This is a genomic window from Cupriavidus oxalaticus, from assembly GCF_004768545.1.
Taxonomy (GTDB): domain Bacteria; phylum Pseudomonadota; class Gammaproteobacteria; order Burkholderiales; family Burkholderiaceae; genus Cupriavidus; species Cupriavidus oxalaticus_A.
This window is the reverse complement of sequence record NZ_CP038636.1, coordinates 1,017,728-1,041,326: the sequence shown is the minus strand read 5'-3', so window position 1 is coordinate 1,041,326 and position 23,599 is coordinate 1,017,728. Positions and strand designations below refer to the sequence as shown.

Sequence of the window (23,599 nt, the reverse complement as noted above, 5' to 3'; positions counted from 1 at the left end):
GGCAGCAGGGAATGTTCTTCGGTTCTCCCGCCATATCACTTCCATCCTTCACCTTTCTGACGCTCATACATACGAGATCCTTGTCCTCGCATGCTCGGCGGCAGCAACGTGACGCTTGACCGCGATAAAGCTATCGGGACTCACCGACATCGAATCGATGCCGCTTTCGACAAGGAATCCAGCGAACTCCGGGTGGTCGCTAGGCGCCTGGCCGCACAAGCCGACTTCGGCCCCGGCCTTGTGCGCCTCGGCGATGACGCTGCGGATCATCCATTTGACGGCGTCGTCCTGCTCGTCGAACAACGCCGCGAGTTCTGATGAGTCGCGATCCACGCCGAGCGTGAGCTGAGTCAGGTCGTTGCTGCCGATCGAAAAGCCATCGAAGCGCTTGGCGAACTCGCCCGCCAGGATCACGTTCGACGGGATCTCGCACATGACATATACGTTCAGGCCGGCTTCGCCGCGCACGAGGCCGTTCTCCGCCATGACCTCCAGTACGCGGTCCGCCTCTTTCGCCGAGCGGCAGAACGGAATCATGACGATCACATTAGTGAACCCCATCTCCCTGCGCAGGCGGCAAATCGCCTGGCATTCCAGCGCGAAGCCCTCTCGATAGCGAGGCGAGTAGTATCGTGACGCGCCACGGAATCCAAGCATCGGGTTCTCCTCCCGCGGCTCGAATTCCGCGCCGCCGATCAGATGCGCGTACTCGTTTGTCTTGAAGTCGCTCATGCGGACCACTACAGGACGGGGATACTGCAGAGCGGCAATTCGCCCCAGTCCGCGCGCGAGCCGGTCCACGAAGTACTCCGTCTTGCTTTCGTATCCGGCTGTCAAGCCGGCAATCGTCTGCCTGGCCGCATCGTCCTTTAGCGTGTCGTAGCGGACCAGCGCCATTGGATGGATCTTGATGTGATTACCGATCACGAACTCCATTCGCGCCAGCCCGACGCCATCGGCCGGGATCCGCCACCAGCGGAGCGCTGCTGCGGGGTTGGCCAGGTTCAGCATGACCCTGGTATGCGTTGCCGGGATACTGCCAAAGTCGATTTCGTCGACTTCATAGTCGGCAGTGCCTTCGTAGACGAAACCCTCGCGGCCTTCCGCGCAGGAGACGGTGACCTCTTGCTCGTCGTGTAGCAGATGGGTCGCACTGCCCGTACCGACGATTGCCGGAAGCCCCAGTTCGCGGCTGACGATGGCCGCGTGCGAGGTCCGCCCGCCAAGGTCGGTGACGATGGCAGCCGCACGCCGCATGACGGGCACCCAGTCGGGGTCCGTAGATTGGGTCACGAGGATGGCGCCGTCGACGAAGCGTCCCATTTCCCTTGGGCTATCGATGACGCAGACCGCGCCTGCCGCGACGGCTTCCCCGATGCTCACGCCCGATGCCAGCTTGCGGCCGGCCTTCTTGATGCGATAGCGCTTCACAGCGCTAGCCTCGCGTCGCGACTGGACGGTTTCCGGCCTGGCCTGGACGATGAACAACTCTCCGGTCTCGCCGTCCTTCGCCCATTCGATGTCCATGGGTTGGCCATAGTGGTCTTCGATTGCGCGAGCCCAGCGCGACAAGGTGAGAATCTCCTCGTCTCCCAACACGAACGACGTGCGCTCTGCCTTCGAGGTCGGGACACATTTGGTCGGAGCGCGGCTATCGCTCGTGTAGACCATCTTGCGGCTCTTGTCGCCGAGCTTCTTCCCGATGATCGGCGTGAGCGACGGGTCGGACAGAAGTGGCTTGAACACCTCGTATTCGTCTGGTTCGACGGTGCCCTGCACGACACTCTCGCCCAGACCCCAGGCGGCGTTGATCAGGACGACCTTGTCGAAGCCGGTTTCGGTGTCTATCGAAAACATCACTCCGGCGCTGCTCAGGTCGGATCGCACCATGCGTTGGACGCCGACCGATAAAGCAACCTTCAGATGGTCGAAGCCCTTCGCCTGCCTGTAGCTGATCGCGCGGTCGGTGAAAAGTGAGGCGTAGCAGCGCCGGCAAGCGTCAAGGAGCGCGCGATCACCCCGGATATTGAGGAAGGTTTCCTGTTGTCCGGCGAAACTCGCATCCGGCAAGTCCTCGGCGGTCGCACTCGAGCGGACTGCGACGTCCATGTTGACCCGTCCGGTCCTTTGGTTCAGCTCTTCATAAGCCACACGGATCGCCTCTGCCGTCTCTCTGGGCCATTCGCCTCGGAGAATGAGCTGACGAATGGCGGCCCCGGCCTCGGCGAGGGAAACCTTGCCTTCAGCAAGTTCGCCGAGCGTCCTGGACACCGGCTCGCGCAGGCTATTCGCATGGATAAAGCGCCAGTATGCATCCGCCGTGACTGCGAACCCGGGTGGAACCTTGACCCCTCCGGGCGCGAGGTTCGCCACCATCTCGCCCAGCGACGCGTTCTTGCCACCGACGCGAGGAACATCGGCCCGCCTTAGTTCTTCGAACCAGACAACCTGCGCATGTTCGTTGGACATGTGCTACTCCTTCTCGGCGGATTTATGCCGACGCCTAAGCAAGGCCAAGGTTCCGCTTGGTACGGATAACGTCCGGGAAGCTTCCAAGGGTGCTGAACAGCGCTCGCGAGCGACTGACGCATTCACACTAGTGGTCAAACGACGCCGTGAGTTGATCCAACGCAAGCCCCCACAAGGCAGCTTAACGGCAGGCGGACGCGATGCCGCTGCTGCTGTCGCATTGAATCGCGGCGAAGCGCCGTCTACCACTTGCCCACCGCGCCTGGCCGCATGAAGACGGGTGGGCCTGCGCATGTCGTTGCCCCGGTCCGAATTCCCAGCCCACCGGCGGGAGGGACTTTAGGGATTTGTTGACTGGCATCAACCTTCATATCGTTGCGACCGCTACTTTGGAAAGAACCATAGCCGCAGCCGAGGTCGCCGTGTACCGCCGAATTCTTCTAGCCATCGATGGTAGCCGCTCATCCTTAAATGCCCTGGAGCAGGCAGTGTCCATGGCGCTGGTCACTCATGCCGAAGTCAGCGCCATGTTTGTCGTTGACGACAGCGACCTGCTTCTCGAGGTCAGTTCGGGCGACCGGCCGTGGCTGATGGCCGACATTATTGCCTACGGCAAGCAGGTGTTGGCTCGCGCCGGCGAGCGGCTGAGTGCCGCCGGCGTGCGCTGGAGCAGCAGGTTGGCCGAGACGCCAGGCACCCCTGCGAAGATTGCCGAGGCGATCGTCAAGGAAGCGGATCACTGGAGCGCGGACCTGATCGTAATGGGCACTCACGGCCATCGTGGCGTGCGGCGCATGGTGCTGGGCTCGGTCTCGGAGCACGTCGTCAGCAAGTCGGTTCGCCCCATACTGCTTGTCCGCGCCGAGGAGGCGTAGGCAGGCACAGACTTTGGAGGGCAGTACGCCAGAGACTATGCATAAGATCGACTTTGCCGGCGAGATGCCGGATTATTGTCCGACCGGCCCAAGCCTGCAGTGCGCCGCGAAAGTAGACGGCTCGCCGGCAACCTATGAGATCACAGCCGAGGCGCTTGAAGATCATTTCGGCGCGCGGTCGTACCGCAGTGAAGATTTGCTACCGGCATTCATGAGCAACCGCCAGGACATTGAACGCGTCGCGGGAGCGCTGTTCGAGATGACAGGTGCGCGGCACATCGTGTTGCACAGCGGCCATTTTCGCTTTGCCGTGTGAGGCGAGCTCGGGCGCTAAATGGCCGGCCTTTCTACCAGGTAACTTTTCCGCGCGTGCATTCGCGTAAGTGCGGCGATGTATCGGCCGTACAGCCCTTGATGACCGTGTCCGCTTGGAGGGCGTTGACACCTCCCCGACGCGTCAGATACAGCCCGTCAAAGACAGGTACGGCAGGTTGCTGGCCAACGGTATATGGCCCTCAAATGGGCGAGAAGATGGAAGCTCTCGCTCGGCGACGGCGTTTGTTCACATGCGTGAATTCGAGTAGAGGGCCTGGTGAATGGCATTACTGGCAAGGGGGAATGGCAGTAGCAACGCCGTTGCCGGTCTCCATTCCCACCTTGCGCTCAGCGCGCAGGGCAGCCTGCCGCCCTCGCCCGGTGTTGACCCTGCACAGCAGGCCCAGCCCGACGACGAAGTAGCTGCCGGTGACCAGCAGCGCCTGTCGGTGATCGCCGCCCGTCAGCCAGGTTGCCATGCCATAGGTCAGCGGCCCGGCGATCGAGGCCAGCTTGACCGCCAGGCCCCACAGCCCGAAGAACTCGGCCGCGCGCGAGGGCGGGGCCAGCAGCCCCACCATGGCCCGTCCGGCGGACTGGGCGGCGCCCAGGCACAGGCCGGCCACATTGGCGGCAAGCCAGAACAGCGGCGCGTCGCGCGCGGCGCGCGCCAGCAGGATGGTCAGGATCCAGCCCAGCAGCGTCAGGGCAATGGCGCGCACGTGCCCGATCCGGTCCTGCACATGGCCGAACAGCAAGGAGCCAGCCGCTGCCGTCAGGTTGACCACCAGCACCAGGGTCAGCGTCTGCTGCGTGCTGAAACCCATGGCCTGGTTGGCGTAGATGGCGGTCAGCGTGATCACCGCCTGGATACCGGCCTGGTAGAACAGGGTGCACAGCAGGAAGCGGCGCAGGTCCCGGAACTGCCGCAGCTGGCTCAGGCGTTGCCATACTCGGGCCCAGGCTACGCCGATGGCCTGCTCGCCAGCCGGTGCGGCCACAGCGATCTGCGGCGCGCCGCGGTCGCCCAGCAGCAGGAAGGTCGGCAGGCTCGCCAGGGCAAAGATGGCCGCCGTGATCAGCATGGTGACGGGCACGAACTGGCTGGCGACGTGGCCCCGGGCGGTCGCCCAGTTGACATAGAGCAGACATAGGCCCAACGTGACCAGGCCACCGATATAGCCAAGACTCCACCCCCAGCCCGATACCCGACCCAAGGCGCGCGGAGTAGAAAGCGACGGTAGGAAAGCGGCGATCAGGTTTTCGCCGCTGCTGAAGAAGAAGTTGGACAGCACTACGCACAGGATGGCCAGACCAAGGGTGCCGGGCTGTGCAAAATAGAGCAGGGCGGTGAACACCACGCAACCCGCCGTCGTCACGGCAAGCAGTGTCTTCTTGGCTGCGCGCAGGTCGGCATAGGCGCCGACTAGCGGCGCGCTGAGCACCACTAGTGCATAGGAAAGAGAAAGTGCCGCGGTCCAGGCCAGCGTGGCCCAGGGGGCATTGCCGGCCACCACGGCGACGAAGTAGGCATTGAACAGCGCGGTGATGACCACCGTGGTGTAGCCGGAATTGGCAAAGTCATACATGGCCCATGCCCATACTTCGCGCGGTCGTACGTCGGGGCCCAGGGCAGAGGGCGCATGAAGCGCGCGAGCCCGGCCATGCGATTGGGGCACGGTCATGTTCCATCCTTCTTCTCTTGCATGCTCCTCTCGTAAGGGGTTCGCGAAGCCTTTACTTCAGAGGGCTTATCTGTTCCAGTCCTTCGAGCATCTAGGGTTCCAGTACGTAGGCACCAGGGGCGTCCGCTAAATCCCGGGCCGGCGCTTGTCGCGTGCAGCGCTCTGTCGAGTGGGCCACTAGCCAGTCATGCCACGCCGGCCACCAGGAACCCTCGCGGTACTCAGCCATGTCGAGGAATTGCTCCGGGCTCAGGTAAGGCGCGGCTGCCAATCTCGTGTACACATGGTAGCGCCGGCGCGGGTGGCCTGGTTCCGACACGATGCCCGCGTTGTGGCCGCCCGAAGTCAGCAAGAAGGTCAGTTCGGCCTGGGTCAGCAAGTGCAGCTTGTAGACGGAGCGCCAGGGCGAGACGTGGTCGTGCTCGGTGCCGGCCACGAAGAGCGGCAGGTCGAGGTCAGATAGGGCGATCGGCCGCCCGCCGACGCACAGCTTGCCAGTGGCCAGTTCGTTGCCCAGGAACAGCTTGTGCAAGCATTCGGAATGCAGCCGATAAGGCAGGCGTGTGGTGTCGCGGTTCGCGTTGCGGAACACCACCTTGCCGGGTGTCAGCGCCACGTCGCGCCCGGGCAAATACTCCAGCGCGGGCCGCCCGGCGGGCAGGCCGGGCAACTCCGACAGCAACTCACTGGCGTCCTGCAGCCAGTGATGGGCCCCTTGCAGGAAGTTGGCGCCGAAAGTGCTCGAGGCGGCGCTGGCGACAGTGGGGTTCATCCACCAGACATTGCCCGGTGCGAACAGGTCAAGCCATTGCCGGGCACAGAAGGCGACGATGTGCTGGTGATGGCGCGACAGGCCGTCGATATCCTGCGTCAGCGACTCCCAGAAGGCCTCGTTGCGCATGAACGCATCGCGCCAGCAACGATAAGGCCAGTCCTGCCAGCCAGCATCGGCAAAGCGTTGATCGCTGACATCGACGGATGGGGGCTCGGCCGTGGTCGGCAACAGCCGTGGTGAATCCTCGATACTGTGTTGCAGCCACACCTGCCAGGCCTGCACCACCTTTGCGGGGGCGATGCCGAGCTGCAGTGCCCAGTCGAGCCCGGCCAGGCTCGCCGAGATCACCGATAGGCCGCCGGTGGCGCGGGCCAGGCTGGCGCGGATCTGCTTGTCCAGCCAGACTTGCGCCGGCATGGCGGGCTGCGGCGCGCATTCCGGCATGGCCGCCAGGCTGGGCGGCTGCGTCCGGTCATCGATTCTCATTGCAGGTGCTGCCCGCCGTTCGTACCGCAGTGAAGATTTGCTACCGGCATTCATGAGCAACCGCCAGGACATTGAACGCGTCGCGGGAGCGCTGTTCGAGATGACAGGTGCGCGGCACATCGTGTTGCACAGCGGCCATTTTCGCTTTGCCGTGTGAGGCGAGCTCGGGCGCTAAATGGCCGGCCTTTCTACCAGGTAACTTTTCCGCGCGTGCAGCATCTGGCGCGATTCATCCCAACGCAGCCATACGCGCAGGGCGGACTGCTCGGCGCAGCGCGCGAGTTCGAAGGCGGGATCGGTCTGGTCTGGCATGGTGCGACTCCTATAGTCAAGCGGCTGGGCTGCCCCAGGGGCGCGCAGGTCTGGTTAAGTCTAGGAGGGTGGTCCTGGCGGGAATTGACGTATCGCAAGGAGCGCGCAGTGCGTGGGACGGCGTGGGGATCGCCATGCCGTGGCGTGCGTTTGGCAGAGCACGGGGGGCGCGTGGACGGTGGCCTGCGCATTGTGGCCGGACCACCAGCGCGACAAAGCCGATCAGGAACCCGAAACTGAAGATGTCCTTCTACCTCCCACGCGCAAACAGGCGTTCCTTTGATCCATCCCAAATGGCAGCGCCCGCTCGCCGCCTACGGTAATCCCAGAGGGGCCGTGCCGACCCCCGTCCTTCTGGAGCACGACGTGACACATCCCATCGTTTTATCCGAAGCCGGCGTGGAATACCTGAAGCTGCCGGCCCCGCAGACCGAAGGCGGCATGCCGCTGCTGACCGCGCTGCAGCAGCGCCGCTCGACCCGGCACTTCGCCTCGCGGCGCCTGGATGACGCGCTGCTGTCGTCCCTGCTGTGGGCCGCTTTCGGCGTCAACCGCCCGGGCACCGGCCTGCGCACCGCACCTTCGACCCGCAACTGGCAGGAAATCGACTTGTACGTGGCGCTGCGCGACGGCCTGTACGTGCTCGAACCGCCGGACTGGCGCCTTCGGCTGGTCATCGGCGAAGACCTGCGCGCGGCTACCGGCCTGCAGGACTATGTTGCCGAGGCACCATTGAACCTCGTCTACGTCAGCCGGCTCTCCAGGCTCGACGAGACCGACAAGCCTCTGCGCCAGTTCTATACTGCGCTGGATACGGGGTATATCAGCCAGAACGTCTATCTCTTCTGCGCTGCGTCGGGCCTGGCCACGGTGGCGCGTGGCTTGCTGGACCGCCGCGCGCTGGCCACCGCCATGCGGCTGGAGCCCGACCAGCGCGTGATCCTGGCCCAGAGCGTGGGCTATCCGGCGTAAGCGGCCGTCCAGGCAGGCACAGGAGGAGGACCATGCCATTCATTGACAGGGCCGATGCCGCCAAACAGCTGGCCCGTGCGCTCGCTGGCCACGCTGGAGAACGGCCACTGGTGCTGGCCGTACCCCGGGGCGCGGTGCCGATGGGCGCCATCATTGCCGATACGCTAGGTGGAGACTTTGACGTCGTGCTGGTGCGCAAGCTTGGCGCGCCAGGCAACCCCGAGTACGCCATCGGCGCCGTGGGCGAGAGTGGCTGGACTTATCTCACACCCTATGCCGCCGCGGTCGGCGCCGACAGCGAATACATCGACCGCGAGCGCGCAGCCCAGCTTGAAGTGCTGCGGCAGCGCCGTGCTGCCTACACACCGGGGCGGGAGCCGATCCGCGCCACCGGACGCCAGGTTATCGTCGTGGACGACGGCTTGGCCACCGGTGCCTCGATGATAGCCGCGCTGCATGCCATCCGCGAGGAGAAGCCTGCGCGGCTCATTTGCGCAGTGCCGGTGGCGCCACCGCGGACGCTGGAGCTGTTGCGGCCCTATGCAGACGAGGTGGTGTGCCTGGAGACGCCAGCCGGCTTTCGGGCAGTGGGCCAGTTCTACCGCGACTTCTCGCAGGTCGAGGACGCGGAGGTAGTGGCATGTCTGAAAGGGCGGTAAAGACGCGTATACGCGAGGAGGCATCCATGAAGGGCGACAGGCAGCTGCAGCAAGACGTGACCGAGGCGCTGATCTGGGATCCGGCGGTCCATGGCAACGAGATCGGGGTCCAGGTCCAGGACGGCGTCGTCACGCTGACGGGGCACCTTGGGACCTTTGCCGAGAAGTACTCGGCGGAAGCAGCCGTCAGGCGCATCGCCGGCGTGCGGGCGCTGGCCGTGGAACTGGACGTTCACCTGCCCGACGATGCGCGCCGCACCGATGCCGACATTGCCCGCGCCGCGGCCAACGTGCTGTCCTGGGACGCGATGGTGCCGGCCGATCGTATCCGGATCCTGGTCGAACACGGCGTCGTGACCCTGAGCGGCGATGTCGACTGGTACTACCAGCGCACCGCCGCCGAGCACGCCGTGGCCGGACTGTTCGGCGTGGTCGGGGTCACCAATGCGCTTGCCCTCCGGCCTCGTGCCGACGCGCAGGACGTGGCGGCACGGATCCAGGCGGCCATCGCACGCCAGGCCGTCGGCGACGTCGACCAGGTGACCGTGGCGGTGAGGGATGGCGCGGTGACGCTGACCGGCACTCTGCCTACGCTGGCCGAGCGCGACGCGGCATTCGAAGCGGCCTGGTCTGCACCGGGCGTCAGCGCGGTCGTCAACCAGATCGAAGTCAGGCCCGGCTAGCTCAGGTATTCGTCCTTGCCGCACTACCGGGGCGTCGCTGCCGGACTGGCCTGCGCGGTCAGCGCATCGGCAGCGCGCGCCAGGTCTTGCAGGGCAGTGCTGACGGTGACCGGGTAGGGCGCCGACTGCTCCAGCGCGCGCAGGGCGACAGGCAGCGCGGCCAGTTGCTGTGCGGCATAGGCCCGGCTGGTGAGCAGCGGCACCTCTGGCGCCACACGCCGGCCACCCGTCATGCACGACTGCATCAGCGGCAGACCGTCACAGGCATCCCCCTCGATCGTCAGCGTATCGCCAAGCATGGTGCCGTCGGCGCCGTAACGACGGTAGGACTGCTTACGGCCAGGCCAGGTTGCCTTGCCTTCCGAGCGCTTGCGGCGCGGCAGGCCCGCGTACTCGGTCAGCTTGTACGCGCAATCCAGATACGGGGCGTCGGCCGAGGTGTTCATGCGCGTGCCGACCCCGAAACCGTCGATGGGAGCGCCCGCTGCCACCAGATCGCGAATGCGATACTCGTCCAGGTTGCCGCTGGCAAAGATGCTGATCGACTGAAGCCCCGCGCCGTCGAGGATGGCGCGCACCCGGCGCGCATGCTCGCCGAGGTCGCCGCTGTCGATGCGTACCGCCTTGACGGCGATCCCGCTGGCGCGCAGCGTCGCGGCCAGTGCCGCCACCTTGTGCGCGGCGGCCTCGGTGTCGTAGGTGTCGATCAGCAGCGTGGCGTTGTCGGGCTGCGAGCGCGCGAACGACGCGAAGGCCTCGCCCTCGTCCAGGTGCGCTTGCACATAGGAATGCGCCATGGTGCCGTACGACGGGATGGCGAAGCGCACACCGGCCAGCAGCGTCGCGGTGCCGGTGAACCCCGCCAGATAGCTGGCCCGGGCCGACAGCAGGCCGGCTTCGGCACCATGCGCGCGGCGCAGGCCGAAATCCACCAGCATGCGCCCCGATCCCGCCAGCACCACGCGCGCCGCCTTGCTGGCCACGATGGTCTCGTAGTGCAGCAGGTTCATGACCCGGCTTTCGACCAGCTGGGCCTGCTGGATCGGCGCGGTAATGCGCAGGATGGGCTCGTCCGGGAAGAACACCGTGCCCTCCGGCATGGCCTGGACATCCCCGCTGAAGCGGAAGTGTGCGAGCGATTGCAGGAACGCCGGGCTGAAATGCCCGGTCGACGCCAGCTGGTCGAGATCGTCCGCGCTGAAGCGCAGCCGTTCCAGGTAGGCGAGCACCTGTTCCAGTCCCGCGGCCAGCAGGAAGCTCCTGCCCGGCGGCAGCTTGCGGACGAAGAACTCGAAGCTGGCGATATCGTGCATGCCGCTGTCGAAATACGCCTGCATCATGGTGAACTCGTACAGGTCGGTCAGCAGCGGGCTTTCGCAATCGGGGGTAGTCATGGCGGCTCGCGCAGGCGGCATTGCTCAATAATCTTCGCCGAACATGGATGACCCCGGGCGCGTGCCGGCATCGCCCTGGCCGGCAGGGCTGCGCTGGATCGCGATCATGCAGTCCGTCGTCAGCAGCAGGGAGGCGATCGAGACGGCATTCTGCAGGGCCGTGCGCACCACCTTGACGGGGTCGATCACGCCCAGTTCGAGCATGTCGCCATAGCGCTCGGTGCCGGCGTCGTAGCCGAGCGTTCCCGAGCCGGCGCACACCTGGTGCACCACGGCGTCGGCATCCGCACCGGCGTTGGCGGCGATCTGCCGCATCGGCGCGGCCAGTGCCGCGTGGACGATGTGGCCGCCGGCGGCCTGCTCGGGATTCGGCGCCTGCCAGGCTTCAAGGGCGGCGCGGGCGCGCAGTAGCGCCACGCCACCGCCTGCGACGATGCCCTCGTCCACCGCGGCTCGGGTGGCGTGCAACGCATCCTGGAAGCGGTTCTTGCGCTCGTGCAGCGCGCTCTCCGTGGCCGCGCCCACCTTGATCACGGCTACGCCGCCGGCAAGCCGGGCCAGGCGCCGCTGCAGGGCCTCACGCTCATAGTCCGAGCGCACCTCGTCCAGGCGCAGGCGCAGGGCGGCAACGCGCTCGGCCACGCGCGGCCGTTCGTCACCGGAGGCGATCAGGATGGTGGTGTCCTTGTTGACCTCCACGCGGCGGGCCTCGCCAAGCTGTTCCAGGGTGACGTGCTCGAGCGAGATGCCGGCCTGCGGCGAGACCACGGTAGCGCCGGTCAGCGCGGCCAGGTCGCCCAGCTGCTCGGTACGCGAGTCGCCGAAACCCGGAGACTTGACCGCGCAACTCTTCAGCGCGCCGCGCAGGTTGTTGACCACGAGCGTGGCCAGCGCCTCACCCTCCACGTCGTTGGCGATGAGCAGCAAGGGCCGGCCGGCGCGGCTCACGGCTTCCAGGACCGGCAGCAGTTGCGCAATCGCGGCAATGTTCGCGTCGCACAGCAGCACCAATGGCGACTCCAGCACGACGGCACGGCTCTCGTTGGTCGCGAACAAGGGCGAGAGGTAGCCGCGATCGATCAGCGCGCCGTCGGCGATGTCGAGTGCGTCGTCCAGCTTCGAGCCATCCTCCACGCTGATCGCACCGTCCTTGCCGACCCGCTCGACAGCCTGGGCCACCAGCGTGCCGACAGTCTGGTCGCCGCTGGCCGAGATCGTGGCGATCTGGCGCATCTCGTCGGTACTGCCACACGGCCGGGCACTCTCCAGCAAGGCGCTGGCGACCAGCTTGCCGGCGGCCTCGATGCCGCGCTTGAGCTGCATGGGATCGTGACCGGCTTCGACGTATTTCACGCCTTCGGCCACGATCGCGTGGGCCAGCGTGGTGGCGGTCGTGGTGCCGTCGCCAGCGATCTCGCTGGTGCGCACTGCGGCCTCGCAGAGCAGGCGGGCGCCCATGTCGGCGAAAGGATTGGCCAGCGTCACCGACTTCGCCACGACCACGCCGGAATTGGCGACCAGCGGCACCATGTCGGGCCGCTCCACGATCACGTTGCGGCCACCTGGACCCAGCGTCACCTTCACAGCGTGGGCCAGTTGTTCCACGCCGCTCAGCATCATGCGGCGCGCGTCCTGGTGGAAGATGAGTGTTCTGGCAGACATGACGATCTCCGCATTGACATGAGTGGTCTGGCTCGCTTTACGGTAGTTGGCGTGCCAGTCCGGACGTTGATGCAACGCAAGCGCCAGGCTCGCGGCCGCTGCCTGAAATAGGCGCGTGCTTCAGTCTGGCTGGTCGCTGTCCAGCACGGGCACGGGATGCCCTGGCTGCAACGGTTCCAGCGCGGTGGTCTCATCCAGGTGGAAGAGGGCGTCAAACTGGCCGGCGATTGAAGCGTCGAAGTAGTGGCTGGCACGCTCCGTGCGCGGCAGATAGAGCACGCCGATGGCGCGTTCCAGCATGACCTCGAAGAGCGCGTGGCTGGCCTGTGGCCCAAGCGGGAGGAAGAAGCGATCCAAGCCGGTGCTGTGGAAAAGTGCTTCCCAGCTGTCGTGCAGTGCCGGCACGACGGTTTTGTGTTCGGGGTCGCCGTCCCATCGAGAGGCGGCGCAGACGTGGCCGGCGTAGGTGGTAAAGCCGACCAGCAGCGCCTGCGTGACGGCCTGCTGGCGTACCAGTTGGCCGAGGTTCCACTCGCCGCGCAGCTGCGATTCCGTGGCCCGCGCATCGCCGAGGTGGGAGTTGTGGGCCCAGACCACAATGCGCCCGTTGCCGCCGCGGCGCAGCCGGTAGGCGGCCAGCGAAAACAGCGTTTGCGCCATGTGCGCGTCGCGCAGGTTCCAGGTGCTGACACGGCGGCCGAACATCTCGCGGTAGTAGGCTTCCGCATTCACCACCACCGTCGCGTTGCGCTCCGCGAAGTAGTGCGAATCCATGGCCGCCAGGCCATTGCGGGAGATATAGGCGGCCTCGTCGGTGCGCAACTGCAGCAGCTGGCGGATGGCGCCGTCGCGCGCGGGCTCACGCAGCCCGGCGGCGGCCTGGTAGCCGTAGGCAGCTGGATCACGCACATGGTCGAGCGCGGCATAGTGCTGCCGGGCAGCCTCGGCCTGCAGCGGGTCGGCGCGCTCCAGATAGCGGATCACGGCCGCGGCTGAGCGATATAGGCTGTAGAGGTCGAGCCCATAGACACCGACCCGCCGCTCCGGCGGCAGGCTGGCATTGTGGCCGCGCAGCCATTCGATGAACGCCAGGAACTCCCGGTTGCGCCACATCCAGGACGGGAAACGCTCGAAATCGCTTAGGGCTTCCTTGGCGCTGTCATTTCCCTCGCCCTGCACGTAGCGGTTGACACGCCAGGCGTCGGGCCAGTCGCCTTCGATGGCGACGGCATCGAAGCCCTGGCCACGGACCAGCGCCTGCGTGATCTGCGCCCGCATCCGGTAGAACTCGGCCGTGCCGTGCGTGGCTTCGCCAAGCAATACGAAATCCTTCCCGCGGGCCATGTCAAGCAGCGGATCGTAGTCGGAGGCATTGCCCTGCAGGCGTTGTGCGGCCTCCCGGACAGCAAGGAACGGGGTAAGCGGAGATGCCATGGGGACTCCTCGGGTGGCTACTGCATGACGGGTTCATCGTGTGGCGCCGTCGCACCTTCAGCCCGCATCAGGGCATCGAGCGCATGCCGCTCGACCACTTCTTTTTCAAGCAGCAGCTGCGCCAGCCGGTCGAGGCGCGCACGCTGCCCGAGCAAGGTCTGGCGTGCCCGCTCGGCGGACTGGTCCAGCGTGAGCCGGATCTCTTCGTCGATGGCCTGCGCGGTGCGCTCGCTGTACTCGCGTTCCGGCCGCGACAGCGCGGCCGCGTAGGGCAGCAACGGGCTGCCGGCGCGCTCGTAACACGGCAGGCCGAGCGATTCGCTCATGCCGAACTGCGTGATCATCTGCCGTGCCATGTCGGTGGCCCGTTCCAGGTCGTTCTGCGCGCCGGTGGAAACGTCGTCGAAGACCATCTGTTCCGCCGCGCGCCCGCCAAGCAGCACATCCAGCCGGTCGAGCAATTCGCTGCGGCGTAGCAGGTAGCGGTCTTCGGTCGGGGTCTGCTGCGTGTAGCCGAGCGCCGCAACGCCGCGCGGAATGATGGAGATGCGCGAGACCCGGTCCGCATGCCGGCGGCATTCGGCCACCAGTGCATGCCCGGCCTCGTGGTAGGCAATGGTCTGTTTTTCCAGCGGGATCATGACCCGGTTGCGTTTTTCCAGCCCGCCGACAATGCGGTCGAGCGCCAGGTTGAAGTCTGCGTTGTCGACCGCCGGCTTGTCGTTGCGGGCGGCCAGCAGTGCCGCCTCGTTGACCAGGTTGGCGAGGTCGGCGCCGGCAAAGCCAGGCGTGCGCGCGGCCAGTTCCCGGAGATTGATTTCCGGAGCCAGCTTGACATGACGCACATGCACACCAAGGATCTGCTCGCGCCCTTTCAGGTCAGGGCGGTCCAGCACGATATGGCGATCAAAGCGCCCGGGCCGCAGCAGCGCGGCGTCGAGGATTTCCGGCCGGTTGGTGGCGGCCATGATGATCACGCCCTTGTTGGTGTCGAAGCCGTCCATCTGCACCAGCAACTGGTTGAGCGTCTGTTCGCGCTCATCCTGGCCGCCGGCCACATTGAGGGTGCGGGTCTTGCCCAACGCGTCCAGCTCGTCGATGAAGATGATGCACGGCGCCTTCTGCTCGGCCTGCGCGAACAGGTCGCGCACGCGTGCCGCGCCGACGCCGACGAACATTTCCACGAACTCGGCGCCGCTCATGCTGAAGAACGACACCCCGGCCTCGCCGGCAACCGCCCGTGCCAGCAGGGTCTTGCCGGTGCCCGGGGCGCCCAGCAGCAGTACCCCCTTGGGAATCTTGCCGCCCAGGCGCCGGTACCGCCCGGGGTTCTTGAGAAAGTCCACCACTTCCATCAACTCGACCTTGGCTTCGTCGATGCCGGCCACGTCGGCGAAGCTCACTCCGGTCTCCTGCTGAAGATAGACCCGGGCCTTGCTCTTGCCGATCTCCATCAGCCCCCCAGCGGCATTCCCGATGCGCCGGAACAGCAGGCTCCAGATCGCGAAGAAGGCAAGGGCAGGCACGATCCAGGACAGCAGCGTGCCCAACCATCGAGCATCGGGCTGCCCGGCATAGCGCACATGGGCCGCGTCCAGGTCGGCCAGCAGCCCGGGATCGCTGATGCGGGCCGTGGTGAAGGTCCGGTCGGGGCTGCCGCCGCGCTGTACCGCGGCCGCCTGGTCGGCTGGCAGGATGGTCTCGACCCCGGCTGTCGCCAGCGTGCCGCTGATCGCCGTCTCGCCAACAGTAGCGCTGCGCACCTTGCCGGCCTTGAGCAAGGCCTTAAAGTCACTATAGGCCAGGGAGGTGACGGTTTCCGTGGCGACGTAGAACTGGAGCGCCAGCGTCGTCAGGACAGCCGCGAGCAGGTACCAGAGCGAGAAATTCCGTTTGCTGCGTTCCATGGCCGAAGTCAGGTGGCGGTGGGCTGTCGGCAGCCGGGGATTCGCTGCGCCGAGGTGGCGCAGGTGGCGGATTGGCTGGCCGGCCGGCGAATACTGCGGTGTGCGACGGCGGCGATGCGTCGCGAGTGGAAAAGATACGCGGCCGACTTGCGCAAGTAATGCTTCACATCAGCTTCCTGGATACCGGTGTCCGATGCCATCGTTCGGATCGTTGTGAGGGTTGTGCGTCATTCCAAGATAGCGGCGGGTCGGGGTTGGCCTTTGATCCGTATCAACGGCCACCGTCACCAACGATGGCGGTCTTTCGGAAGCTCGCTGCAGGCGGCGGGCGGCATCCTTGATGTGCCGCAACCCACTGCTCGCACGGTCGTCCAGACTCCGGAGGAAAGAAAGCAGCCCGTGCAGGAGGGACAGCGGCTGTCGGATGGCAAAGGCTAGCGGAGTGCTGGTGAGCATCACTCGGATGCGCATCGCGTGCGCGACTTCCAGAATTTGTCCCTACGGCTGGCCCAGGCGCGGCGGGGCTGGCCGCAGGCCGACGACGTGCTCAATGCCCGTCCGCTGCCGGAACTATGCAGCTTGCTGCGGCGGACCACCATGTAGCCAGCAATCTCGCAGATGTCTGACCATTGTTTGATCCAGCCCAAGTTGATAGCCGCACAGGCGAATAGCTTTAACAGTGGGGGCGCGTCGGGCTTTACCGGAGTGGTGAGGGACACGGCAGACGCGCCGCAGCGCGCCGGCGACCGGCGTGCGTTGTCCATAACCAGCGAGGCATCAAGATGAAAGTCCGAGCGCAGTCAATCAAGGTCAGGCCGGTCCGCTGGCATCCGTTGCCCGTCGAGCACGTCCCCGACCGCTACAAGCAGCCGACGGCGGCCCCGACGCTGGCGAGCTGCCCGGTCTGCCATGCCGTATTCATGCGCGGGCACTGGCAATGGCGCGCCGTACCACCGGGCGCCGCAACCTTGGTTTGCTCTGCATGCCAGCGCGTCGCCGATAAGACCCCCGCCGGGAGAGTGACGCTGGGCGGCACCTTCGAGGCTGCGCATCGGGCCGAGATTCTGGCGCTGATACGACACCGCGAAGCCCAACTGCGCGCAGAGCATCCGATGGAGCGCGTGATGGCAATCGATTCGGGAGAACAGGGCACGGTGGTTACCACGACCGGGCTGCACCTGGCGCGGGACATCGGCAACGCCATCCACCATGCCTACCGCGGAACACTCACGATCGATTACGGCAACGCCGAGACCGAGCTGAACGTGCACTGGCACAGGGCGTGACGGCGGCGAGGCCACAGGCAAGATCGGGAAGCGGGAAGGGGAGTTCATGGGGCACATTACCAACGAACAGGTGCGGATCCATATCGGCGATATCGCGTTGCCGGGCGACCTTGCCGTGCCCGAAGTTGCATCCGGTCTGGTCCTGTTTGCACATGGAAGCGGCAATTCGCGCCACAGTGCGCGCAATCGCGAAGTCGCATCGATGCTGAACGGGATGGGCCTGGGCACGCTACTGTTTGACCTGCTGACGGCCGACGAGGACGTCGGGATGTCGAAGCGGTTCGACATCGCCCTGCTTGGCGAGCGGCTCAAGGCTGCCACGGTGTCCGTGGCGCACCTGACGCGCGAGCGCCACCTGCGCCTCGGGTATTTCGGCGCCAGCACGGGAGCTGCCGCGGCCATCCGTGCCGCCGTGGACTCGCCGCCGCATATGCGGATCGACGCGGTGGTATCGCGCGGCGGCCGCGTCGACCTGGCCGGCCATGAGGCACTATGCCAGTTGCGTGCGCCGACGCTGATGATCGTGGGGGAAGCGGATCCTGAGGTACTCAAACTCAACGCGCGCGCCACCGCCTGGATGCCCTGCGAGAAGCGGCTGGAGGTGATTCCCGGCGCCACTCATCTGTTCGAGGGGCCAGGCGCGCTGGAACAGGTCGGCAAGCTAGCGGGCAAATGGTTCTGCCAGCATTTTGCAGCGGCAACGCAGCCCGCGCCGCACGGCCACGCCGGCTAAGCATGGTGCCGTGTGATGCACGGCGATGACTCAGAGAAAAGGAGAATGACATGAACGATACTCGCGCCGCGCTCTTGCTGCACAAGGAGGTACTGGCCCGTGATGCCAATACGCTGCTGGCCGATGTACAGGCATTGTTGAGGGATGTTGCCGACGAAGCCAGCGAGGAGACCGCCGCGGCACGCGCGCAGCTGGGCGCACGCCTGCACGCGCTCCAGGGGCGTCTGGCCGAGCAACGCGAGGCGGCACGGACGCGTGTCTCGCGATGGGCCGACACCACGGATCGCTATGTTCACGCGCATCCTTGGGAGAGCATCGGCTCCGTCGCCGCGGTCGCAGCCGTGGCCGGTGCACTGGTCGCGCTGGCCGTCACGCGCCAATAGCGGCGGGCGCGCAAGGATGCCTGCATGGACACCATCGTATTCGCCATGCCGGGCAAACAGGCTGCGGCGATCGCAGCCTGCCTGCCCGGCCAGCGGGGCGAGGCCGAGATCCGGCATCTTCGTGAAGGCGAGTCCTAACGCGCGACACCGTTACACCCCATCCAATCGCATTCCCGCTGCAGAATGCCTGGCAGCCGGCATCCGGAAGTACTCCAAGCGCCAGCGGGGGAAGGAAGTCCCTCATGACCAATCTTACAGCACAGCAATCCGCTTCACTGGTGGCGCAGCTTGATGCGGAAGAAGCGAGCATCCGAGCGGCTGTCGGCTCCGCCGACACGCCAATGACGCCAATGGCACAGCGAGAGGCGCGGGACGAGGGGGACCTTGCCGACGACGAAATCAACCAGCGGCAGGACGATGCGATGCTGGACCATTACCGCATGCAGTTGGCCGACATCTCCGCCGCGCGGACGCGGATGCAGCACGGCCAATATGGCACCTGCATCGATTGCCAGCAGCCGATCCCGTTCTCGCGCCTGCAAGCATATCCGACCGCGAAGCGCTGTACGGCATGTCAGCGCCGGCACGAGCAGCTTTATGCAGACCGTTGACAGATGCCGGCGGCAGGCCGCCGGGTGCAACTGAGCGCCCCGCGGCCCGCGCGTTTCAGCGCCAGGCCATAGCGGATTGAGTCGCGGCGGTAAAGGGGCGAGGCCGGCGCACAACGCGACGTTGGCGTCGATCACCGCCTCAGCCCGGTTGCGGCGAGGCTTACAAGGCTGCCCGGCGAGGCGACGCAGGCAAGCTCGCCTTCGGTCAACGGCTCCTGGACACGCATCTGCCACGCCAGCACGCGGTCGTCGGCATCCGACGGGTCCCCGCCTGCCCGGGCACGGGCGGCGATGCGGGCGCGCAGCGTCTCAGGGGTGGCTTCGCAGGTGACGATGGCGAAGGGGACACCAAGGCGGAGGGCCTGGGCCGCAAAGCGCTCGCGCTCGGCGCGGACCAGAAAGGTGGCGTCGGCAATCATCGGGAAACCGGCACGGCAGCCGAGCCGGCAGACGGCGAGCAGGCGTCGGTAGGTCCGCGCCGTTTCGCTGGAGGCATACCAACCACTCGCCGGCGCAACGCCGCGGTGCAAGCCCTTGCGTATGGCGTCGGAGCGCACGCGTACCATCGCTGCGGCCTCGCTCATCTGCCCTGCCACCGTGGACTTGCCGCTGCCGGACAGGCCATGCATCAGCACCATCGACCCGCGACGGCGGTTGAGGCACTGCCATGCCAGCGCCAGCAGCCTGCCTGCCTCGGACTGAGCCGGTGCCATGGACGCGCCTGCCGCGTGCTGCTGGCTGGCGTGCTCCAGCAGCACGCGGGCGCGCACCAGGGCCCGCATGGCGAGATAGAAGGGCAACACGGCCAGCGCACCGTAGTCTTCCGATTGTTCCAGGTAGCCGTTGAGCAGCCGGTAAGCCAGCGCCGGTCGGCCGTGGTGCAGCAGGTCCATGACAGGGAAGGCCAGATCGCTGATGGTGTCGGTCCAGCGCAGCGCGGCGTCGAACTCCAGGCAGTCGAATGGCGTCGGCACGCCGTTCATCAGGACGATGTTGCCCAGATGCAGGTCGCCATGGCACTCGCGCACATGGCCGTGGCACAGGCGTGCCCGGAACGCGCCGGCTAGCCGGATGGCCTCGCTGCGCGCCCGCTGGGCCACGCGGCTGGCCAGGTGCGTAGCCTGCACGATTCGTCCGATGCCGCGCAGGCACTCCGCGAGTGTCGCGTCGATGCGGGCCGGCGTGCCAAAGCCATCGGAATAGGCTGCCGGGGGCTGCGCCCGGTGAAAGGCAGCAATGCTGCGCGCCAGCGCATCGATATGGGTCGGCTCCAGCCGGTTTGCAGCGATTCTTGCGCTCAGCAGCTCCTGTTGGTCGAAGCGCCGCATCCGGAGCGCATGCTCGATCGGAATGCCGCTGCCGCCGATGCGCACCGAGCCGGGCGCGGGGGCCGGCACGATTGGCACCACATCCAGGTACAGGTCGGGTGCGAACCGGCGATTCAGGCGCAACTCGGTTTCACAGTCGTCGCGGCGTGCCTGCGCGGTGGAGAAGTCGACAAAGTCGAACCGCACCGGCTTGCGTATCTTGTAGGCAAAGTCCCCGGCCAGAAAGACACGCGAGATATGCGTCTCGATGACCTGCACTGCCGGCGCCAGATGGGGATAGGCGTCCGGCTTCTGCAAGGCGGCCGTCAATGCCGCGTCGTCCCATTGACTCTCCATGTCCCTTGCCGCCTGCTCCCTTGCGCTGTTGTGCCTTGCTTCTCATTGCAGCCGCGGCAATGCAAACTGTGACTACCCGTTCGCCCCGCTGCGCCCTAGGCTGTCACGCGTGCGGCCAGATCCTGACCCAGGATACCTGCCGCGCTACAAAGTACGCCCACGATAGCCTGCAGCGCGCGCCACGGGTGATTCAGCAGCGCCTCCACCTGCTCGCTGCGGCTCTCGCCAGACAGGCACCACCTGCAGAAGTGCTCGCAGTTGTTGGTGAGAATGCGGTAATCGTCCTCCCCGAGCCGCGCAGTCGCGCGCCGTACGATCTCCGCCTCGATGTACCTGGCTTGCGTGGCCGGCTCGACGCGAAAGCCGTGGCCGTCGGCAAAGCCGGCGAGGGACGTCTTTTCCACCGGGCCGCAACGCAGGAAGCTTTTGAATCCGACATAGTGCACCACCTCGCCGTTGCCGACATAGATGCCGTGATGGACATAGCCACGGCGGTCCGTCTTCAGATGTGCGCCAAGTGGGATGTCCGCCGCGATTGCCGTAATGCGCGGTGCATGTCCGATGGGGAGATCGTCGCTCATCGCCTTTCTCCTTGTCGCCCTTGTTGCGCTGGTCGCTCCTGCCGCGTTGGGCCCGGATTCTCGCTCCTGCCGGCAAGCAACACTGACGCGCTGACCTGTCTTGCTGCCGATTTCCGGCAACCGTCTGCCTTCGTGTATGCCTGCAGTATCGTTGCCGCCCGGCGATGCCGAAATCAGCCGGATCCGAAAAACGTGTCGGCTTGGTGCCATGCGCCTTGTGCGTGTATCAGGAGGGCGCTTGTACGTCGTGCGCACCGCGCTGTCAGCGGAATCTGACATGCGCGCGGCGGAATAGCCCAAGATCCCCAGCCGTTGTGCAGAGGAGGAGCAGCCACCCTGCGCTGGGCTTTTGCCGACCGGTGCTGACTTCGGCGGTGATTTTGCCTTCAGGACACGATGGAGCTCGATTTCAACGGGCAAGCCGCTATCGGTTCAGGACCACTGAGCTATGAAGCTCAGCGTGGCATGTACTTGCACCCGACCTACGCGTCACGCCGCAGCGCGAGCCGCTTTGCGTGCTGGGCGCATGTAATGTGGACCCGCGAGAAGTGGGACAAATTCGGCAAGCGCGGCGAGCCCAAGGCAAGCCTGCAACCTGGCGGCTGAACAAGTCAGTGACGGCGGCCAGGTAGCCCCCCCTTACGGCTAGACCCATTAGCCGCCTGGCGACATCATTCCACCCATTCCCCTCCCCGGACCCCTCCCCGGACCCATGCCCGGACCCATGCCCGGACCCATGCCCGGACCCATGCCCTGGTCGTTGGCCATCGTCTGCATCATTTCCTGCATGAGCGCCATGTGACTACCTGCCATATCCCGGCACATCTGCATTTGATTTGATGGGGCGTTTCCCTTGGCGACTCCTTTGCCGGCAGCCATACGACCAGGGCCGCCCATTTTCATCATGTCCTGTTGCATGATGGCCATTGCATCCTGCATGACCTGATGGCGTTCAACCAAGAGGGCCTGGCGCTCTTCGGGCGTTTTGGCCCGCGAAAGCCGCTCCCTGATGGCACGCAGGTGGGCAACCTGGGCATCCAGCCTTGCGTCACTGGACACTCCTGGGGCTACGACCGGAGGCTTATCTTGCCGATTTTCGGGATGCTCATGCTCCGTGCCGGTAGCCGGCGACGCCGGGAAAGCTGTTGTCGCCCAAGCGAGCGCAATGGCCGCAGTGATCAGGCTAGAGAGGCGATGAATATTGGACATGATGAAAATCCTCCTATGAAAACATGACAATTCCTTCTCTAAGCTATGCGGCAGTCATGGATTTGATTTGATTGGGATCAACGAAGCGTTTGGTGCACGGGATGTTCAGTCCCTTCGATGTGCCGGTCTGCGCGCCGGAGCAATCGGCGCAGACCTATTTCTGATGCCATCTGCAGCGGTGCTCGGATGTGCCAGCAGCCATGCTGCTGCCAATGAATTCACCACGCGTGCTGTGCTTAGACGCGCTGCATGCTCGATTTCGTCCGCTCGACGAGTTCGAAGACGGCCATGCCAGCCGCCATGGCCGCCACAAAGCCGACGGCCTTCGGATAGCCCGCGCCTAGGGCCACTAGCGCGGGGCCAGGACAGAAGCCGGCCAGACCCCAGCCGACACCGAAGGCGGCGCTTCCCAGTACCAGCCGAAGCGTCAGGGTCGTGCTGGCCGGCAGTTGCACAGGCAGCCCAAGGAAGGAGCGATTGCGGTGCTTGGCGATGAGGACGGCGAGCGAGCCAATGGCGATGGCACCGATCATCACAAAAGCGAGGGAGGGGTCCCACGTTCCTGCAAGGTCAAGAAAATCCAGCACCTTGGCCGGGTTGGCCATGCCGGAGATCATCAGGCCAATGCCGAATAGCAGGCCTGCCAGGAGTGCAGTAATGGCGGTCATATCAGCCTCCAATCAAGTGCCGTTGCACGAAGACGGTCAGAAATCCCGCAATCATGAAGGTCAGGGTGGCGACCAGCGAGCGGATGGAACCGCGCGAGATGCCGCACACGCCATGACCGCTGGTGCAGCCGCTGGCGTAGCGAGTGCCAAGGCCTACCATGAAGCCGGCGACCAGGATTTCGCCCCAGCTTGCCTGGATATCCGCAACGGCCGGCTTGCCGAGCAGGCTCGCAATGACAGGAGCTCCAGCCAGGCCGGCAAGGAAGGCCAGGCGCCAGGCCATGTCCTTTCGAGGCAGGCTGAGCAGGCCGCCAAAGATGCCGCTGATGCCGGCAATGCGACCGTTGAACAGCAGCAGCACGGCGGCTGCCACACCGATGATGAGCCCGCCGACCAGTGACGGGCCGGGCGTGAAATTAGCGAGGTCAATCAGCATGTCGCCTCCTGATTGGGGTTGGCACAGAACTGTTCATAAAGGACCGCCATGACGGCAAGCGCCTGGGTGCTCGCCACCGAATAGAAGATGTTCTTGCCGTCACGGCGCGTCGCCACCAGGTTGTTCTCGCGCAACACGCCGAGCTGTTGAGACAGCGTCGGCTGCCTGATGCCGAGCTGCTCCTCCAGTTCACCGACAGATAGCTCGCCTTGGGACAGGCGGCACATCAGCATCAGGCGGTCTGGATTGGCTAGTACCTTGAGCAGGGAACAGGCGTTCGCCGCAGCAGCTTGCATGGTGGCGAGGTCGATGACGGGGTGAAGCTGATCCATAGGTTGTCCACACTTTGCCTATGTATAGTATATTGAAGAATATAATGTATGTGAATAGAGTGTACTGC

At 65.6% G+C, this 23,599-nt stretch carries 24 protein-coding genes and 3 pseudogenes; 11 read left to right on the top strand and 16 right to left on the bottom strand.

Annotated features, from left to right (window positions below; translation table 11 throughout):
* Positions 1-63 precede the first annotated feature (63 nt).
* Entirely contained in the window at positions 64-2,469 is a 2,406-nt protein-coding gene (gene ppsA, locus E0W60_RS32830; protein ID WP_135706964.1) for a phosphoenolpyruvate synthase, read from the bottom strand.
* Positions 2,470-2,891: 422 nt separating this feature from the next.
* On the opposite strand from ppsA, the gene E0W60_RS32825 reads away from it, so the two are divergent.
* Entirely contained in the window at positions 2,892-3,344 is a 453-nt protein-coding gene (locus E0W60_RS32825) for a universal stress protein (protein ID WP_135707143.1), read from the top strand.
* Between the two features lie 37 nt (positions 3,345-3,381).
* A complete protein-coding gene (locus tag E0W60_RS32820) occupies positions 3,382-3,660 on the top strand; it encodes a DUF1488 domain-containing protein (protein WP_133092800.1) in 279 nt (92 codons plus the stop codon).
* A gap of 286 nt (positions 3,661-3,946) precedes the next feature.
* Here the strand turns inward: E0W60_RS32820 and E0W60_RS32815 are convergent, their stop codons facing one another.
* The 3 genes and pseudogenes from E0W60_RS32815 to E0W60_RS38465 all read right to left on the bottom strand — a co-directional run.
* Positions 3,947-5,248, bottom strand: coding sequence for an MFS transporter (locus tag E0W60_RS32815; RefSeq protein ID WP_167884663.1), 1,302 nt, complete (start codon positions 5,246-5,248; stop codon positions 3,947-3,949).
* Between the two features lie 187 nt (positions 5,249-5,435).
* Positions 5,436-5,921: pseudogene (locus E0W60_RS38470) on the bottom strand (poly-beta-hydroxybutyrate polymerase); the annotation flags it as partial.
* A gap of 12 nt (positions 5,922-5,933) precedes the next feature.
* A pseudogene (locus E0W60_RS38465) lies at positions 5,934-6,536 on the bottom strand (poly-beta-hydroxybutyrate polymerase N-terminal domain-containing protein); the annotation flags it as partial.
* A gap of 121 nt (positions 6,537-6,657) precedes the next feature.
* Between E0W60_RS38465 and E0W60_RS37855 the strand changes: the two are divergent.
* Positions 6,658-6,762 (top strand): hypothetical protein, encoded by a 105-nt coding sequence (locus E0W60_RS37855; protein ID WP_431189923.1) that lies wholly within the window; start codon positions 6,658-6,660, stop codon positions 6,760-6,762.
* A 14-nt stretch (positions 6,763-6,776) separates the two neighbouring features.
* Here E0W60_RS37855 and E0W60_RS37235 read toward each other — a convergent pair whose 3' ends face one another.
* Entirely contained in the window at positions 6,777-6,917 is a 141-nt protein-coding gene (locus E0W60_RS37235) for a hypothetical protein (protein WP_167884624.1), read from the bottom strand.
* 366 nt (positions 6,918-7,283) lie between these two features.
* Between E0W60_RS37235 and E0W60_RS32800 the strand changes: the two genes are divergently transcribed.
* Genes E0W60_RS32800 through E0W60_RS32790 form a run of 3 tightly spaced genes read left to right on the top strand, consistent with a single transcriptional unit; the run spans position 7,284 to position 9,231 of the window.
* A complete protein-coding gene (locus E0W60_RS32800) occupies positions 7,284-7,889 on the top strand; it encodes a nitroreductase family protein (protein WP_133092798.1) in 606 nt (201 codons plus the stop codon).
* A 32-nt stretch (positions 7,890-7,921) separates the two neighbouring features.
* The gene (locus E0W60_RS32795; RefSeq protein WP_135706960.1) at positions 7,922-8,548 is read left to right on the top strand and encodes a phosphoribosyltransferase; all 627 of its coding nucleotides are present in this window, start codon (positions 7,922-7,924) and stop codon (positions 8,546-8,548) included.
* Positions 8,549-8,574: 26 nt separating this feature from the next.
* Complete coding sequence (locus tag E0W60_RS32790; RefSeq protein WP_133092796.1) at positions 8,575-9,231, top strand: BON domain-containing protein; 657 nt, start codon at positions 8,575-8,577, stop codon at positions 9,229-9,231.
* 23 nt (positions 9,232-9,254) lie between these two features.
* On the opposite strand, the gene E0W60_RS32785 is transcribed toward E0W60_RS32790, so the two are convergent.
* From E0W60_RS32785 to E0W60_RS32765, 5 genes are all read right to left on the bottom strand, one after another.
* Entirely contained in the window at positions 9,255-10,625 is a 1,371-nt protein-coding gene (locus E0W60_RS32785) for a nicotinate phosphoribosyltransferase (RefSeq protein ID WP_135706959.1), read from the bottom strand.
* A 24-nt stretch (positions 10,626-10,649) separates the two neighbouring features.
* Positions 10,650-12,287 carry a chaperonin GroEL gene (groL, locus tag E0W60_RS32780; RefSeq protein ID WP_135706958.1) on the bottom strand — a complete coding sequence of 546 codons (1,638 nt, stop codon included), beginning with the start codon at positions 12,285-12,287 and terminating at the stop codon, positions 10,650-10,652.
* A 120-nt stretch (positions 12,288-12,407) separates the two neighbouring features.
* Complete coding sequence (locus tag E0W60_RS32775) at positions 12,408-13,721, bottom strand: erythromycin esterase family protein (RefSeq protein ID WP_135706957.1); 1,314 nt, start codon at positions 13,719-13,721, stop codon at positions 12,408-12,410.
* A gap of 17 nt (positions 13,722-13,738) precedes the next feature.
* Positions 13,739-15,628, bottom strand: coding sequence for an ATP-dependent zinc metalloprotease FtsH (gene ftsH / locus E0W60_RS32770; protein ID WP_135706956.1), 1,890 nt, complete (start codon positions 15,626-15,628; stop codon positions 13,739-13,741).
* Between the two features lie 8 nt (positions 15,629-15,636).
* A complete protein-coding gene (locus tag E0W60_RS32765) occupies positions 15,637-15,828 on the bottom strand; it encodes a hypothetical protein (protein WP_135706955.1) in 192 nt (63 codons plus the stop codon).
* A gap of 582 nt (positions 15,829-16,410) precedes the next feature.
* On the opposite strand from E0W60_RS32765, the gene E0W60_RS32760 reads away from it, so the two are divergent.
* The 4 genes from E0W60_RS32760 to E0W60_RS32745 all read left to right on the top strand — a co-directional run bounded on the left by E0W60_RS32760 (position 16,411) and on the right by E0W60_RS32745 (position 18,641).
* Positions 16,411-16,914, top strand: coding sequence for a BCAM0308 family protein (locus E0W60_RS32760; protein WP_135706954.1), 504 nt, complete (start codon positions 16,411-16,413; stop codon positions 16,912-16,914).
* Positions 16,915-16,960: 46 nt separating this feature from the next.
* Positions 16,961-17,647 (top strand): dienelactone hydrolase family protein, encoded by a 687-nt coding sequence (locus E0W60_RS32755; RefSeq protein WP_133092790.1) that lies wholly within the window; start codon positions 16,961-16,963, stop codon positions 17,645-17,647.
* 50 nt (positions 17,648-17,697) lie between these two features.
* A complete protein-coding gene (locus tag E0W60_RS32750) occupies positions 17,698-18,030 on the top strand; it encodes a DUF883 family protein (protein WP_133092789.1) in 333 nt (110 codons plus the stop codon).
* 242 nt (positions 18,031-18,272) lie between these two features.
* Complete coding sequence (locus E0W60_RS32745) at positions 18,273-18,641, top strand: TraR/DksA family transcriptional regulator (RefSeq protein ID WP_133092788.1); 369 nt, start codon at positions 18,273-18,275, stop codon at positions 18,639-18,641.
* A gap of 131 nt (positions 18,642-18,772) precedes the next feature.
* On the opposite strand, the gene E0W60_RS32740 is transcribed toward E0W60_RS32745, so the two are convergent.
* Together E0W60_RS32740 and E0W60_RS32735 are read right to left on the bottom strand one after the other, a co-directional pair.
* Positions 18,773-20,305, bottom strand: coding sequence for a bifunctional aminoglycoside phosphotransferase/ATP-binding protein (locus tag E0W60_RS32740; RefSeq protein ID WP_135706953.1), 1,533 nt, complete (start codon positions 20,303-20,305; stop codon positions 18,773-18,775).
* A 95-nt stretch (positions 20,306-20,400) separates the two neighbouring features.
* Positions 20,401-20,886 carry a lecithin retinol acyltransferase family protein gene (locus E0W60_RS32735; protein WP_135706952.1) on the bottom strand — a complete coding sequence of 162 codons (486 nt, stop codon included), beginning with the start codon at positions 20,884-20,886 and terminating at the stop codon, positions 20,401-20,403.
* A 381-nt stretch (positions 20,887-21,267) separates the two neighbouring features.
* Here E0W60_RS32735 and E0W60_RS37230 point away from each other — a divergent pair.
* A pseudogene (locus E0W60_RS37230) lies at positions 21,268-21,474 on the top strand (IS4 family transposase); the annotation flags it as partial.
* 66 nt (positions 21,475-21,540) lie between these two features.
* Here E0W60_RS37230 and E0W60_RS32725 read toward each other — a convergent pair.
* From E0W60_RS32725 to E0W60_RS32710, 4 genes are all read right to left on the bottom strand, one after another.
* On the bottom strand, positions 21,541-22,095 hold the full coding sequence (locus E0W60_RS32725) for a hypothetical protein (RefSeq protein WP_135706950.1): 555 nt from the start codon (positions 22,093-22,095) through the stop codon (positions 21,541-21,543).
* 236 nt (positions 22,096-22,331) lie between these two features.
* The gene (locus E0W60_RS32720) at positions 22,332-22,763 is read right to left on the bottom strand and encodes a DUF6691 family protein (protein ID WP_133092783.1); all 432 of its coding nucleotides are present in this window, start codon (positions 22,761-22,763) and stop codon (positions 22,332-22,334) included.
* A gap of 1 nt (position 22,764) precedes the next feature.
* Positions 22,765-23,199 (bottom strand): YeeE/YedE family protein, encoded by a 435-nt coding sequence (locus E0W60_RS32715; protein WP_135706949.1) that lies wholly within the window; start codon positions 23,197-23,199, stop codon positions 22,765-22,767.
* Positions 23,193-23,531, bottom strand: a complete 339-nt coding sequence (locus E0W60_RS32710) for an ArsR/SmtB family transcription factor (protein WP_135706948.1) — start codon at positions 23,529-23,531, stop codon at positions 23,193-23,195. The genes E0W60_RS32715 and E0W60_RS32710 overlap by 7 nt, the downstream gene beginning before the upstream one ends.
* Positions 23,532-23,599: the final 68 nt, after the last annotated feature.

Bases quoted from the DNA above. Each gene is read 5' to 3' on its own strand.
- E0W60_RS37855 (WP_431189923.1), top strand. From the start codon at position 6,658: ATGAGCAACCGCCAGGACATTGAACGCGTCGCGGGAGCGCTGTTCGAG.
- E0W60_RS32750 (WP_133092789.1), top strand. From the start codon at position 17,698: ATGAACGATACTCGCGCCGCGCTCTTGCTGCACAAGGAGGTACTGGCC.
- E0W60_RS32795 (WP_135706960.1), top strand. From the start codon at position 7,922: ATGCCATTCATTGACAGGGCCGATGCCGCCAAACAGCTGGCCCGTGCG.
- ftsH (WP_135706956.1), bottom strand. From the start codon at position 15,628: ATGGAACGCAGCAAACGGAATTTCTCGCTCTGGTACCTGCTCGCGGCT.
- E0W60_RS32790 (WP_133092796.1), top strand. From the start codon at position 8,575: ATGAAGGGCGACAGGCAGCTGCAGCAAGACGTGACCGAGGCGCTGATC.
- E0W60_RS32775 (WP_135706957.1), bottom strand. From the start codon at position 13,721: ATGGCATCTCCGCTTACCCCGTTCCTTGCTGTCCGGGAGGCCGCACAA.
- E0W60_RS32710 (WP_135706948.1), bottom strand. From the start codon at position 23,531: ATGGATCAGCTTCACCCCGTCATCGACCTCGCCACCATGCAAGCTGCT.
- E0W60_RS32785 (WP_135706959.1), bottom strand. From the start codon at position 10,625: ATGACTACCCCCGATTGCGAAAGCCCGCTGCTGACCGACCTGTACGAG.
- E0W60_RS32815 (WP_167884663.1), bottom strand. From the start codon at position 5,248: ATGTATGACTTTGCCAATTCCGGCTACACCACGGTGGTCATCACCGCG.
- E0W60_RS32745 (WP_133092788.1), top strand. From the start codon at position 18,273: ATGACCAATCTTACAGCACAGCAATCCGCTTCACTGGTGGCGCAGCTT.
- ppsA (WP_135706964.1), bottom strand. From the start codon at position 2,469: ATGTCCAACGAACATGCGCAGGTTGTCTGGTTCGAAGAACTAAGGCGG.
- E0W60_RS37235 (WP_167884624.1), bottom strand. From the start codon at position 6,917: ATGCCAGACCAGACCGATCCCGCCTTCGAACTCGCGCGCTGCGCCGAG.
- E0W60_RS32725 (WP_135706950.1), bottom strand. From the start codon at position 22,095: ATGTCCAATATTCATCGCCTCTCTAGCCTGATCACTGCGGCCATTGCG.
- E0W60_RS32735 (WP_135706952.1), bottom strand. From the start codon at position 20,886: ATGAGCGACGATCTCCCCATCGGACATGCACCGCGCATTACGGCAATC.
- E0W60_RS32755 (WP_133092790.1), top strand. From the start codon at position 16,961: ATGGGGCACATTACCAACGAACAGGTGCGGATCCATATCGGCGATATC.
- E0W60_RS32820 (WP_133092800.1), top strand. From the start codon at position 3,382: ATGCATAAGATCGACTTTGCCGGCGAGATGCCGGATTATTGTCCGACC.
- E0W60_RS32720 (WP_133092783.1), bottom strand. From the start codon at position 22,763: ATGACCGCCATTACTGCACTCCTGGCAGGCCTGCTATTCGGCATTGGC.
- E0W60_RS32715 (WP_135706949.1), bottom strand. From the start codon at position 23,199: ATGCTGATTGACCTCGCTAATTTCACGCCCGGCCCGTCACTGGTCGGC.
- groL (WP_135706958.1), bottom strand. From the start codon at position 12,287: ATGTCTGCCAGAACACTCATCTTCCACCAGGACGCGCGCCGCATGATG.
- E0W60_RS32765 (WP_135706955.1), bottom strand. From the start codon at position 15,828: ATGGCATCGGACACCGGTATCCAGGAAGCTGATGTGAAGCATTACTTG.
- E0W60_RS32760 (WP_135706954.1), top strand. From the start codon at position 16,411: ATGAAAGTCCGAGCGCAGTCAATCAAGGTCAGGCCGGTCCGCTGGCAT.
- E0W60_RS32740 (WP_135706953.1), bottom strand. From the start codon at position 20,305: ATGGAGAGTCAATGGGACGACGCGGCATTGACGGCCGCCTTGCAGAAG.